The 12144-nt window shown below is 36.7% G+C and carries 15 protein-coding genes; 2 read left to right on the forward strand and 13 right to left on the reverse strand.

The window, feature by feature from the left end; translation table 11 throughout:
- Window positions 1-415 precede the first annotated feature (415 nt).
- The 9 genes from N0O92_RS23110 to N0O92_RS23150 form a co-directional block, all read right to left on the reverse strand.
- Window positions 416-595: a hypothetical protein gene (locus tag N0O92_RS23110; protein WP_315617381.1), complete on the reverse strand. Its 180-nt coding sequence runs from the start codon at window positions 593-595 to the stop codon at window positions 416-418.
- A 58-nt stretch (window positions 596-653) separates the two neighbouring features.
- Complete coding sequence (locus tag N0O92_RS23115) at window positions 654-1199, reverse strand: hypothetical protein (RefSeq protein WP_315617382.1); 546 nt, start codon at window positions 1197-1199, stop codon at window positions 654-656.
- Between the two features lie 65 nt (window positions 1200-1264).
- Complete coding sequence (locus tag N0O92_RS23120; RefSeq protein WP_315617383.1) at window positions 1265-1483, reverse strand: helix-turn-helix domain-containing protein; 219 nt, start codon at window positions 1481-1483, stop codon at window positions 1265-1267.
- 10 nt (window positions 1484-1493) lie between these two features.
- Window positions 1494-1994 carry a DUF2975 domain-containing protein gene (locus N0O92_RS23125; protein ID WP_315617384.1) on the reverse strand — a complete coding sequence of 167 codons (501 nt, stop codon included), beginning with the start codon at window positions 1992-1994 and terminating at the stop codon, window positions 1494-1496.
- 309 nt (window positions 1995-2303) lie between these two features.
- The gene (locus tag N0O92_RS23130) at window positions 2304-3086 is read right to left on the reverse strand and encodes an MBL fold metallo-hydrolase (protein WP_315617386.1); all 783 of its coding nucleotides are present in this window, start codon (window positions 3084-3086) and stop codon (window positions 2304-2306) included.
- 186 nt (window positions 3087-3272) lie between these two features.
- Window positions 3273-3899 (reverse strand): metal-dependent hydrolase, encoded by a 627-nt coding sequence (locus N0O92_RS23135; RefSeq protein ID WP_315617387.1) that lies wholly within the window; start codon window positions 3897-3899, stop codon window positions 3273-3275.
- Window positions 3900-4024: 125 nt separating this feature from the next.
- Window positions 4025-4420, reverse strand: a complete 396-nt coding sequence (locus N0O92_RS23140; protein ID WP_315617402.1) for a VOC family protein — start codon at window positions 4418-4420, stop codon at window positions 4025-4027.
- 29 nt (window positions 4421-4449) lie between these two features.
- The gene (locus tag N0O92_RS23145; RefSeq protein WP_315617388.1) at window positions 4450-4704 is read right to left on the reverse strand and encodes a hypothetical protein; all 255 of its coding nucleotides are present in this window, start codon (window positions 4702-4704) and stop codon (window positions 4450-4452) included.
- Window positions 4705-4840: 136 nt separating this feature from the next.
- A complete protein-coding gene (locus tag N0O92_RS23150) occupies window positions 4841-5098 on the reverse strand; it encodes a hypothetical protein (RefSeq protein ID WP_315617389.1) in 258 nt (85 codons plus the stop codon).
- Window positions 5099-5337: 239 nt separating this feature from the next.
- On the opposite strand from N0O92_RS23150, the gene N0O92_RS23155 reads away from it, so the two are divergent.
- The gene (locus tag N0O92_RS23155) at window positions 5338-6063 is read left to right on the forward strand and encodes a DUF421 domain-containing protein (RefSeq protein ID WP_483860632.1); all 726 of its coding nucleotides are present in this window, start codon (window positions 5338-5340) and stop codon (window positions 6061-6063) included.
- Between the two features lie 390 nt (window positions 6064-6453).
- Here the strand turns inward: N0O92_RS23155 and N0O92_RS23160 are convergent, their stop codons facing one another.
- The 4 genes from N0O92_RS23160 to N0O92_RS23175 form a co-directional block, all read right to left on the reverse strand.
- The gene (locus N0O92_RS23160) at window positions 6454-7497 is read right to left on the reverse strand and encodes a two-component system sensor histidine kinase NtrB (protein ID WP_315617392.1); all 1044 of its coding nucleotides are present in this window, start codon (window positions 7495-7497) and stop codon (window positions 6454-6456) included.
- A gap of 113 nt (window positions 7498-7610) precedes the next feature.
- The gene (locus tag N0O92_RS23165; protein ID WP_315617394.1) at window positions 7611-8522 is read right to left on the reverse strand and encodes a DMT family transporter; all 912 of its coding nucleotides are present in this window, start codon (window positions 8520-8522) and stop codon (window positions 7611-7613) included.
- Window positions 8523-8706: 184 nt separating this feature from the next.
- The gene (locus N0O92_RS23170) at window positions 8707-10266 is read right to left on the reverse strand and encodes an ATP-binding protein (RefSeq protein WP_315617396.1); all 1560 of its coding nucleotides are present in this window, start codon (window positions 10264-10266) and stop codon (window positions 8707-8709) included.
- 276 nt (window positions 10267-10542) lie between these two features.
- On the reverse strand, window positions 10543-11778 hold the full coding sequence (locus N0O92_RS23175) for an SMP-30/gluconolactonase/LRE family protein (protein ID WP_315617398.1): 1236 nt from the start codon (window positions 11776-11778) through the stop codon (window positions 10543-10545).
- 180 nt (window positions 11779-11958) lie between these two features.
- Between N0O92_RS23175 and N0O92_RS23180 the strand changes: the two genes are divergently transcribed.
- A complete protein-coding gene (locus N0O92_RS23180; RefSeq protein WP_315617400.1) occupies window positions 11959-12102 on the forward strand; it encodes a hypothetical protein in 144 nt (47 codons plus the stop codon).
- The last annotated feature ends 42 nt before the right edge of the window (window positions 12103-12144 follow it).

Here is a 12144-nt window from a genome sequence, read left to right on the forward strand (position 1 = left end):
CTTTTGACTTCTATAGATGTCGTTAAGTTCAACTGTACATGCATCTTCTCCACCTCAGACTTAAGTATGCATGTACACCAGCAAACTGTACATTCTTATGTAATCATATCTGTACATTATTAAATTAATTTATATATGAAGGACAGTTCCTTCTTATTTTAGCTAGGATTTGTCCTTCATCCGCTCTTTGAAAGTCAAGTCCTTCTCATTTCGCTAGTATTTGTCTTTCATCCTCTTTATGAAAGACACTTCCTTCTCATTTTAGCTAGTATTTGTCTTTCATCCTCTTTATGAAAGACAGATCCTTCTCATTTTAGCCGAATTTGTCTTTCATCGACTCTATGAAAGACATTTCTTCATACGGCAATTCTTGATCGAACTAGGATTACCCTACTCCTTTTCACTACACATGACTCTACTCTTTAGAAGCTGTCTTATTCCCTTTTTTCATTTTATATATCTTTTTCAAGGTATTGTTTATATTAGTAAGGCTTAATAATATGAAACCAAGCATGATAAACGTAACAATTTCTCCCGTGAAAAAAGCAATGACCCCTATAATTAAAAAGTAAACACTATACCACCAATTGCTCATCAGATGCCCCCCTATTCTTTGCTATTATTCTATGACGATAGTTTGATTGCAACTGTTTTTAATAAACCGATAACCATATGTTCGCGACAAATTTATCGTCTCTGGTCCAAATAGTAAGCAAGTATTGGTTTGACCTATCTACGTAAACGATTGCCTTTCCTAGTCCCATTTCTCGATACGAATAAAAATAATCACCATATATCTCTTTGGCTCGTTCTATCGTGTCCCCTACTTTTAGTTCAGAGGAAGTTTCAAGAGGCGGAGCTCCAGCTGACAACGAAACAATCTTATGGTCTCTGTCTGTAGAAAGAAAGAGATCTCCATCATGATAAGAATAACCATCGGCACCTTCCCTTTTCTCATAAGAGCTCAAACGATCTTTTGGTACTGTCTCTTGTAAGCTAAACTTCGCGATCGATTCATTCTCAAGGTTTGTTGAAGAGACGAAGTAATGATTGGTTGCTACTACCCACCAGCCAACAAAAAATACAATGACAACGAGAGGACTAGAAATAAAAATAGCACCTAACCATTTAAAGTGTGAGTAAAGAAAAAAACCAATCATAGGCAAACATATGATTACGATTAGTAACAACAAAATCAATTGAACCCCTCCTCCCACTAGTGGTGCAATAAAAAAACTGTTTGTGGTGCACTGTTTTAACAATCCTATTCCTTTTCACTATCGCTTCGATATTCAAGAATATCACCAGGCTGACAGTCCAACGCTTTGCATATGGCTTCCAAGGTGGAAAATCTGATCGCCTTTGCCTTCCCATTTTTTAAAATAGAAAGATTAGCCATTGTAATTCCCACTCTTTCGGATAGCTCTGTTACACTCATTTTTCTTTTAGCTAACATCACATCAATATTGATGATAATTGACATTCTTTTCACCTCAGACCATTAAATCATTTTCTGCTTTTAAATCCATCCCACTTTTCAATAACATCTGAAGAACGGCTGAAAATACCGCAATTACAATAGAAGCAAACGTGATAACCAGTCCTAGAAGCAAGATACCTGGGTTACCTGCATTAACTGAAATCAGAATCATCATGCCCAAAACATACAATAAACTAATGGTGATGGCACAGACTTTTATTGAGCGTAACGATTTTACAGATCGTTCTGAGAAAGCTTGATTCTTGTCGATATAGCTTAACAGCTTTATGCCTTTATACAAAGCAAAGAAAAACGGAATGGTCGTTAGATAGATACCGATTAAAAGAGGGAGCTTCAAGAACACAAATTCCGGGTACATGTCTTCTAAAATCATCGCTTGCCATGGCAACCATATAAGACACAATCCAAGTACCGTTATGCCAATAAGAAAAATGGCTATCTTTAACAAAAGTGTTCTTCCTTGTTCAGCTATTTTCACTAATTCTTCTTTCATAAAAAAGCACCTCACTTCGTTATCTTTACGTTAATAGTAGTATAAAATATATTGTTTATCAATAAATATATAATGTTTTACATTGTAAATTTATTGATTTATTAACACTGGCTCATAAAAAAAGCGATGGTCCTAACGACCACCGCATAGTTATGATACAAAAGATTTCCTGCCACCCTACTGTACCTAATAGGATTGTCCCTTTATTTCATTTGATGGATACGACGTTTCGTGGTAAAACACATTCTCGATAATGTAAATCCACAGGTTTCGCCACTAAGTCTCCTTCCACTATATTTACACTAATAACTAAAACTGGACACTAAATCCGTTAAATGTATGAATGCCTGTGCCGAATGTAGCCAGTTTCTTTTCTCTTAAAAATTGTACGGCCTTTTTGACTTCATGTAGAATTGTTGGTTCAAGCCCTAACGTGTTATGTGAACCATAAATCATTGAAATGTTTGGGATCTCGGCAATTTTTTCTAAAGAATTTACTAAATCAACAGGGTTGGTTGAAGGATAGAAAGCATAGATTGGGGTTTCATCATATAGCAGGTCTCCTGTAAACAAATATCCGTTCGTTTCATCCAAAACCGATATATGTCCAGGAGAATGCCCAGGTGTATGATAGATCCGTAATCTTCTATTCCCCAACTCAAAGACATCTCCATCATGTAATAAACCTGTTGGCTCGCCTTGAAATGGTTGATATGTATCCGGCTTAAATGTTTTCGGTGTTGGTAACGTTATATCTCTACTAACATCTTTTCTGATCTGTTCAATCGATAAGCCTTTAATTCCGTTCACTAACCAGTCTTTATCTCCTTCGTGAACATAGATCTTTTCAAATTGCCCATGACTTCCTATATGATCCGTATGAACATGCGTTGTGATCACTTCGATCGGCAATGTAGTCAATTGATCGGTTATTCTTTTTATATTGTCAATTCCAAGACCGGTATCAATTAATACTGCCTTCTCTTTTCCCATTAATAAAAAGGAATGTACCTTCTCCCAATGTCCATATTCACTAATTGCATATGTAGTAGGATCAATCTGCTGCACAGTAAACCACAAATCCTTAATCATACGTCACCTCCAAAAAGTTCTTTGCTTTCTTTAGTTATTCTTTACTTCAATCCAATATCCTATTTCAACATAAGAGCTGATTGTTTTGATTAACACCAAATGAGCACCACTTACATTAAAAGTCCGAATTCTTACTGGTTTGTTATGTATCTCAACTCCTAATATACCTAAATATACCATAAGGAACTACCATTCTTTTTTCAAAACAGGATATAACCACTTCACCCCTCTTTTATTAAATGGAAGAAGTCTCATATCAAGTACTAAATGAGAGATGTAGCCTAATACGGCAGCAAGAAAAACTCCATCGACTGCGTAATAAGATTCAGCACTCGAAGCTATCCATGAAAAGAACAAAAGCCCTACGAAACTATGCGTGATTCCTCGGTGAGCAGATAATGCAGCCACTGCACAAAACAGACCTAACCCAATTAACCATAAGATTGATACGTACATCCCAGCTCCTATTAAGCAGGCTGCGGTCAGGAGATTCATCGATTTGGGAGTAATGAACCGCCTCGACAAAAAGATCGCACCAATAAAAATTCCTACTCCTATCCAAATCATCTCATCTTGAAAAAAGCTAACGTAAGCTGCTATACAAGCTCCTAGTATAAAAATAAGTTGACGAACCACCGTGTGGGAAACGGTCATTCGTCTTGCTAGCTTTCCATTCGTATCTAAATCAGGTGCTAGACTTGCAAACGAACTAACTCCGACTATTAGCGCTGCACTACTGATCTCCGTATTCCCTAAATAAGCCAGCGCTCCACCAATGGAAGCTCCGACTAGTAAATGTTGTGTTCCTCTCATAATAAAACCTCCGTATTCTAGCAAACAAGAATCGCTTAGTTACCATAACGCATTTCTAGTAAACCGTCTACAAAAAAGAAGGAGATGTTTACGATTTATCCGTAAACGTCCCCTTCTCCAGAAATCTACCTTGACATAGGTATGTTTGTATTTATTTCAAGCAATGTTCCATTAGGATCTCTAAAATGCGCTACGCGAATGCCCCAATCTTCTCTGTCATGAGGTTCTGTAACAAAGTGCACCTTCGATTTTAAAGAGTGGTACACTTCATCTACATTCTCAACAGCAAAAATTAATGCAACTTCATGCAGGGGTTGGTCTAAAGCGGAATCATTTGACTCCTTTAGATCCTCTAGCATTTGTTTTTTATCGAATATCGCAAGTTGTGTACCCCCGACTTGGAACTGAGCATAGTTGGAATGTTCCGTTCCCCATGTACACTCAAAAGAAAGAACATTTTTATAAAAATGGAAACACGCCTCGTAATTATTCACCAAAAGCCTCGTATGCGTTAGTTTAATAGTTCACTTCCTCCAATTTAACTAAAGCCCTATTTTTTACTCGAATAAACAATCTGGTCATTCACAAAAATAACGCATTGCAAAGTAAATAAATACGTTCCAATAGACACTTTTATATATTCCACTTCATTGTTATGGTTGATGATTCTCCCATATAGTCTCGAATCAGATCTCATACCAATTCTTTCATCCTGCAAAACGCCATTCACGTATAATTTTTCGCCATTCCATCGATTCTCTACCCTGATTGTTTGCATTTGATAAGTCGTTTCCCAATATTTCATGTAACCTCTAACCTACCTTTCTCTTCGGCTGCTTCTTATTCCCCTATAATATGAATCATCTATGTATGCTTTATTAGTTTCTCAGTTATATATACCAAACAGCTTCCTTTGCTCCTGACATAAAAAAGTTTAAACCTTAAAAAAAGATAAAAGCTAATACCGCCAATAACACAATGGAAAAGATGACTCTCATCACAATAAGCCTTTTCCTAACACCTGCTTTCGATTCTAAGTAATTGATATAGGTAATCGTTAGCAAAAATCCAAATAAAATAGTCATGAACCCATTCATATTTTCTATTTCAATGAATTGCAATGACCCTACTAAAATCAAAACGGTGCCAATTGCTCCTACCAACATTATGCCATAAAGACCTTTTTCATCTTCTTTCACGAAAACTCCCCCTTTCTAACAAGGGTACCATATCGTAACAGCTACGGTCTTACCCTTTTTCAAGCACCTCACTCAAGTAACATTACTTTGTCAATTCAATGCTTATCATTCAATTGTTTATACGAAATACAACGGAAAACGTTCCCATTAGAAAAAACGAACATCATTTTTAACTTGTATGGTATAGAAAGAAGCAAAAGGGACATGGTGGTAATACATTAGATAGAAAGAAGGGGAAGATTTTGGATGTTTGGCATGGTGCAGAGGATTTGCCTATCTACGGATTTATTATACGAGCTACTATTATATATGTTTACATTTTTATGGTAGTGAAAGTCCTAGGGCAACGGTCGATGGTTTCGTTTCATCCTATTGATTTTATTTTTGCCGTTATAATAGGTGATGTAGTTGGTGAACCTTTATCAAGTGGAGATATCGCCCTTGGCGGCCCCTTGGCTGCTGCTTCATTTATTGCTGGGTTACACCTTACCTTATCCTACTTAGCTCTTAAGAATGCAAGGATAAGGCGTATTGTAGAGGCAGAGCCGATTATTATTATTAATAAAGGACACATCTTAGTAGACGAAATGCGCAAAGCGAAAGTGACAGTTGAATCACTTATGATGGATTTAAGATTGAATCAAGCTAGCGATTTAACAGAAATCGATTATGCCATCTTGGAACCGAATGGACAGATTAGCGTTATAAAAAAATCGAAATATGACGCACTAACACCTAACGATATAATGGAAGATCCTCCTGAGAAAGGATATCCTTCTGTCCTTATATTAGAAGGAAACATCAACTATTCAAATGTAAAGAAAATCGGTCTTACTCCTTCATGGCTACAAGAGCAAGCTGAAAGCCATGGATTTGAAAGTACTAACGATATCTTCCTATTAACTGTGGATGAAAGAAGTAAACGAATTTTTGTTAGTGGTTATTCCAGGAAAGATATAATCTAAAGAAAGGAGCAGAGTAGTTAAATTTGATAGTAAATCAAACAAGATCAGCTCTTCTGTATTCTCCTTTTCCTATTCATCTCATTTCAGTATAAACTTTATCTAACTTCAATATAGTAAGAACGATTATAGAATAATATGATATACCATATAAGGAAAAGTAATCGACAATCTTGCATTAACCTAACAAAATAGTATCTTGATTGCATAGGAACATGGAACTGATTCTAAAAAATAGAGCTTGCCAATAAGTAAGCCCTATTTTTTTGAAGTTCATTCGTGAGGAATAGTGATAGTGATGGTGATGGTCAAGACCAGCCCCTAACCCCAAAATGGTCTGGCCACACTCACTTTCCTCACAAATGCACTTTGTCAACCTGTAATAAAAAGATTCTATTCAGCAGGAAGTCGAATATGAAAAATCGTACCTTCACCGACTACACTTTGAACAGAGACACCTCCGCCATGTTCGTTTATTGTCGTAAACACTTGAGTCACACCTAAGCCCGTACCGTCACTCTTCGTAGTGAAAAACGGAGTTCCTAGCAGTTTCACCTTATCTTCAGCTATTCCAACTCCTGTATCTCTCACTTTTATATGAACCCATCCGTTTTCATAATAATGCTCGATTTCAATCATACCCTTATCTGGTATAGCCTCTATTGCATTCTTGATTAAATTAAAAAAGGCTTTTAACAATAAACTTCTTTTCCCAACTACTGTTCTCTCTGCATCTCTTACATTCAATTCCACTTTCATATTACAAAGTTTTTCTTGAAATAAAAACAATAGAGATTCTAATTCCTTACCTAAAGCAATGGAAACGAACGGTTCGTCATGTAAATTCGGTTTGGAAACAAGCAATAAATTTTGAAGAGTCTCTAGTGCTTTTTCTAACTCAGATTCCATCGTATCTAGATAACTGTGAGATTGAGATTCTTTTAATAGCTGTAAAAATCCTTTCACTGATGTCAGAGGATTTTTCACTTCATGAACAATGCTAGCAGCTGTTTGGCCAAGCGAGGCTAATTTTTCTCTATCATTTAAAAGCTTCTCCGCTATCTTGCGTTGTGTAATATCTTGCATAATGACTTGAGCATATACCTTGCCCTTCAAATGGTATGGTACAGTCCTTACTTCAACATCAATAACCTCCCCATCGCTCCTAATCATCTTTGCTTCTATGCTCTCAAGAATTGCTTGCGTTTCTATTACTTTTATTAATCGTTCTTTACAAGGAGCGTGGATGTCAGGTGGGAGAAACGTATACAACTTTTTAGATAAAATGTCCTCAGGAGAAGTCAACTTGAGTAATTTCATACAAGCTTTATTAAAGTAGAGAATTTCTCCTTCTGTTCCAAGAATCCAAATAGCATTAAGAGAGTTTTCAACTATCTGGTGAAAGTCTATGTCAATGGATTGAATTTTCAACTTCATGGAAACCACCGTTTTTCTATGGATATATCTATATTTTAACAGGAAATAATTAGAATACAAATCTTTCCATATAATTTTTATAGGTACCCAGTACGATCGTTATCCATGCTGGATTAATATTCTACTACTCTTTCTTTTTTGCTTCGTACAGTAATGACCTGCGTTGTTACCATTACACCAAAAATCACTATGAATGCGCCGATCATTTGCATACCTGTAATAGATTCGCCTAGCCATAGATATGCCCCTAGCATGGTGAAAACAGGGAGTAAATTTAGAAATACAGAAGCTTGTGAGGCACCTAAGGTGGCAACCGCCCTATTAAATAAAATCAAAGCAATAAATGACGGGAAGATCCCCATAAATAAGAGACTCACAACATAGGTAGGAGTAGCTGCTAGTTTAGGCAGTCCCGTTATAGACCACTCAATAGTGACAATGGGAAGTAAGACTAAAACTGAAATACCAGTCATGACAAAAATGGCAGCAAATGGTGGGAATAGATGCATGTATTTCTTAACAAGAATCGAATAAAAGGACCAAGAAATGATCGCCCCAATCATAAGCACATCGCCAACATTCCAATTCATCGCTAGAAGGTGAGAAATTTTGCCATCTATCACAACCCATATCGCTCCAATGATGGAAATCAGAACACCGCCCCATTGCATCTTCTGCAGTCTCTCTTTTAGTAGTACTGCACTTAATACCACAGTCAAAGCGGGTATGACTGATTCAAGCACCGCAACATTAGAAGCCGTCGTAAATTGCAATGCCCCGTAAATAAACGTATTAAAAAGCGTTATTCCTGTTACAGTCATTAATAATAGCGGCATCTTATATTCAAAAAAAATTGAGCGGTTATTCCATGCACTACGAAACCCAATGGGTAACAATACTACAAATGCTATCAACAAACGGAAAAAAGTAATGGTAAATGGTGATAACTCATTGATCAATTTACCGACTAAGATGTTTCCACTATAGATTATGACAACCAAAATCATTAATATGTATGAATTCATGTTACATAGACCCTTTCTATTAGACTAACAGAATCATATGGGGGAATCCGTTTCATTCTTACTGTATCATATTCATCTTATTAGTATTAGTATATGGTTAGGTATCGAGAAAGAAGCCTAAAGCTTGTTGCTTAAGCTTTAGGCTCTGTATTTCACACCATTGATCACACCCATAAAGAACGTTTTAATGACTATTTTGAAGCACATCATCCAATGCTAACTGAAGAGTGCCTTTAAACTCTCCTTTAAGAAGGAAACTTCCGGAAGAATTTCTAAGAGTTTTAACGACTTCCTTGCGTAGACCGGTTAAGATCGTTTTACAACCCATCATGTAAATCCCATCGATAATACTAGCAAGATCGGAAACTGTCTCTTGTTCCATAGGAGTAACGCCGGAAAAATCAACAATGAGCGTTTGAATCGATTGTTTCTCAATCTCGGTTAACACTTTATCTTCAATGAAGACTAGACGTTGACGATCAAGTAAACCTATTAGAGGCAAAATACAAACTTCTTGACTAATAGGAATAATCGGTACGGATAAGTTCTCAACCAGCTGTCTTTGTGTTTCAAGTAGACCATCCTTGAAATTAGAGTAGCTAATGAAGAAGTTTGCAAAGAACTGATCCACTAGTTCATTAATTTGTTTTTCTTGTGTATAGAAGGTTAAGCGGTTCTCTTCGACATTAGAAAGTTCATCATAGTTATACAAGAAGTCCCATATCGTTCTGCGGATCGCTTGTACCCACTCTAATTTAAAGGCAAGTGTCAAAGAATACTTTGCCCAGGCGATTCCTTCTTGCTTGGCAAAGTTAATTAACTCATGTTCTCTTTCCTCAACGATAAATAAAACAAGCTTATGCGCATTTCCTAATAAATTTATATTCCCAATGTTATGTATTTCTTCAATTTTACCCTTAACATTAATAGCTTCTTCCAATAATCTCGCTTCAAACTCATTGCGATTTTTGAAGAGAAAATCTTTAATCGAAAAGCCTTCTTCATATGTTACTTTCAATTTTCTCACCATGCGCTTTTCACCTTCATTTTTTATTGGAATGGTTATTATAAATTTAGTACCGATATTCTCTACACTATCCACTTGGATTTGACCACCATGTTCATACACGGTAGAGAACACCTGAGTCAGCCCCATTCCGGTACCTAGATCCTTTGTTGTAAAAAAAGGAGTCCCCAATAAATCTAGACTCTCTTCCGGTATACCCTTACCTGTATCTTCAATCGATACCAACACATCGGACCCTTTTAATTGATGCGTAATAATAATGGTTCCAGTACCTTCAATGGACTCTATTGCATTTTTAATTAAATTAAAAAATGCTTTCTTAAACTGATTTTTCTTTCCAACTATCGAAACATCTGTATCATTGAATTCCGTAATTACTTGGACATCGTACAATTTATCCTGAAATAAATGTAAAATAGAGTCTAATTCAACAGAGAGACAGACCGTTTGATGGCCTTCATCAAATAAATCTGGTTTGGAAACTTGTAAAAGATTATTCAACGTTGTAATTGCATTTTCAAGTTCATCGGAAGCAATCGCTAGGTATTCATTATTTTGTTCCTCTTGTACCAACTGAAGAAACCCTTTTACAGCCGTTAGAGGATTTTTCACCTCATGAGCAATCCCAGCAGAAATTTGACCAACTTGGGCTAACTGTCTTAAATGCCCCTCACTACTAGAAGGTTGGACATTCTGTTCTTCTTTGAGCTTCATCATACACCTCCCCCTTCCTCATCTTGTCCATTCCATAGTAGATAAAAGATTCTAACGAAAAGAAAAACGCCTAATTTAGGTAGGCGAAGTAATATTTTAATTGTAAGGGAAGATTTGACAGAGGTAAAGAGTTATTACTATATACATGTTGTAAATGAAGGATTCATCTAAGCTAAGCTCCATTTGTAAGTTTTAAAGTTTGGAATGTGCATTGGTGGTTTTCTTTATCCTATAAAACAAAAAAGCATTTCTCCTGGAAAAGAAATGCGTAAATGTAACCTAAAATTCGATATCTCTCGTTTTTATCCAACCAATCGTATTCAAATCATTTAAATGATGGAAAAACAACTTGTCGTCTGTCTCAGTAGCTCCCGTGATTTCTCTGTAGGAACCATCGGAATCTTGTAAATCAACTAACACATTCCCTAACTCATTAATGGCTATAACATGAGAATGCCCATTACCTTTAGGCAACATAAAATCTGGTAAACGCATCGCGATAGAACGAAGCCATGGTTTGTTCGCACTATAGTCTAAAAAAGCGTTTCGAGGATGAATTAAACCAATCCAGTACCTTCCCTCTTTCCCTTGCATAATGTTATCAGGTAGACCTGGTAAATTATCAATTAGGATCTGCGCAGACTCATCCTGTTCGAAAGCACTGACGTTTTCTGCATTTACGTCTAGTTTCCAAACGCGATATTTGCCTGTTTCATTAATTAATAAATGCTCTTCATCTTCACTTAAAGCAATTCCATTTGCAAAACTTAAGTCCGTCATTAATACTCGTGTCTGCTTGGTTATAGGATTGTATTCTAATACCCTTCCGGTACTGCTATTGGCTAATATGTCTAACTCACCAGCTTTTCCTACATCACCGATTTCCTTTGCCTTCACAAGTAATGAGGCATCTGAAAAATAAATCAAACCATTTTCTGCCACTATAACAGCATCAGCAAAAGAAATGGGATCTCCATCAGCCGAATCTGTTAAGAGTTCAATCTCTGCTCCCACACCAAGGTTGGTCACTCGCAGGATTCCCCCATGATCTCCATACAAAGGGTCAGCAATGATCAGTGCTCCCTCTGAATCGAAATCAAATCCAAGCGGACGTCCCCCTGTATTGACGACCACTTCGCTTTCTGATCCATCAGGGCGAACACGAATGATTTCTCCGTCCTCCATCGCGGCATACAGCCAATTTTCTCGATACACTATATGCTCTGGTTGTTTGTAATCACCAAGTTCAATAAATTCCATGCCCGCTAACCTACTATTTAATTCATGAGGACCAGTATATCCGTCTGACTGTGGAGCGTTCCAATGAGGAGGTTGAATGGGAACGGGCCATAATAAGAGGTAAAGTGTGAAGAGGGGTAGAGTTATTAAAATGATCATTAGAGAGCTTTTCGTCTTTTTGTTCATTGATTTTTTCCCTTCTTCTCTGCTAGGGGAAGCATTATTTATATACAAAGTAATTATAATTTTGATGTAGGTTACCATACAACCCTTCATGTAAAATTACTTGCATTTTTATCTTTGAAAGACTCTTTAAATTTAGGTGATTTCCGCAATTGAACTGATACGAGGTATTTGGTTCTTCAATAAGTACAGGAAAGACCCGCCTTCTAATTTGTGCGGCGCCCGCCTGGCAATGTCCTGGCTCGCTATTTCTCTTCTAGGGGGATGATGACCATGAAGTGTCTCTTAGGTGTATCTCATGTTGGGTTACGAAGAAAAACAGCTCGTCTCACTGTAAATGTCAAGCTAACGATGTACATTTTTGATCATTTAAGAATGTACAAAATTAATCATCATCTTTTTCTAAGTGGTCTTTAATTCTGTATGATGGACCAATAATGTTAACGACTGTTGCATGAT

It is taken from the genome of Alkalihalobacillus sp. MEB130, from assembly GCF_032335535.1.
Classification (GTDB): Bacteria; Bacillota; Bacilli; order Bacillales; family Bacillaceae_D; genus Halalkalibacter.

What these genes read in the sequence shown, in the direction of transcription:
- N0O92_RS23110 (WP_315617381.1), bottom strand. Translation starts at nt 595, where the DNA reads ATGAGCAATTGGTGGTATAGTGTTTACTTTTTAATTATAGGGGTCATT.
- N0O92_RS23120 (WP_315617383.1), bottom strand. Translation starts at nt 1,483, where the DNA reads ATGTCAATTATCATCAATATTGATGTGATGTTAGCTAAAAGAAAAATG.
- N0O92_RS23125 (WP_315617384.1), bottom strand. Translation starts at nt 1,994, where the DNA reads ATGAAAGAAGAATTAGTGAAAATAGCTGAACAAGGAAGAACACTTTTG.
- N0O92_RS23130 (WP_315617386.1), bottom strand. Translation starts at nt 3,086, where the DNA reads ATGATTAAGGATTTGTGGTTTACTGTGCAGCAGATTGATCCTACTACA.
- N0O92_RS23135 (WP_315617387.1), bottom strand. Translation starts at nt 3,899, where the DNA reads ATGAGAGGAACACAACATTTACTAGTCGGAGCTTCCATTGGTGGAGCG.
- N0O92_RS23145 (WP_315617388.1), bottom strand. Translation starts at nt 4,704, where the DNA reads ATGAAATATTGGGAAACGACTTATCAAATGCAAACAATCAGGGTAGAG.
- N0O92_RS23160 (WP_315617392.1), bottom strand. Translation starts at nt 7,497, where the DNA reads ATGAAGTTGAAAATTCAATCCATTGACATAGACTTTCACCAGATAGTT.
- N0O92_RS23165 (WP_315617394.1), bottom strand. Translation starts at nt 8,522, where the DNA reads ATGAATTCATACATATTAATGATTTTGGTTGTCATAATCTATAGTGGA.
- N0O92_RS23170 (WP_315617396.1), bottom strand. Translation starts at nt 10,266, where the DNA reads ATGATGAAGCTCAAAGAAGAACAGAATGTCCAACCTTCTAGTAGTGAG.
- N0O92_RS23175 (WP_315617398.1), bottom strand. Translation starts at nt 11,778, where the DNA reads ATGAAGGGTTGTATGGTAACCTACATCAAAATTATAATTACTTTGTAT.
- N0O92_RS23180 (WP_315617400.1), top strand. Translation starts at nt 11,959, where the DNA reads ATGAAGTGTCTCTTAGGTGTATCTCATGTTGGGTTACGAAGAAAAACA.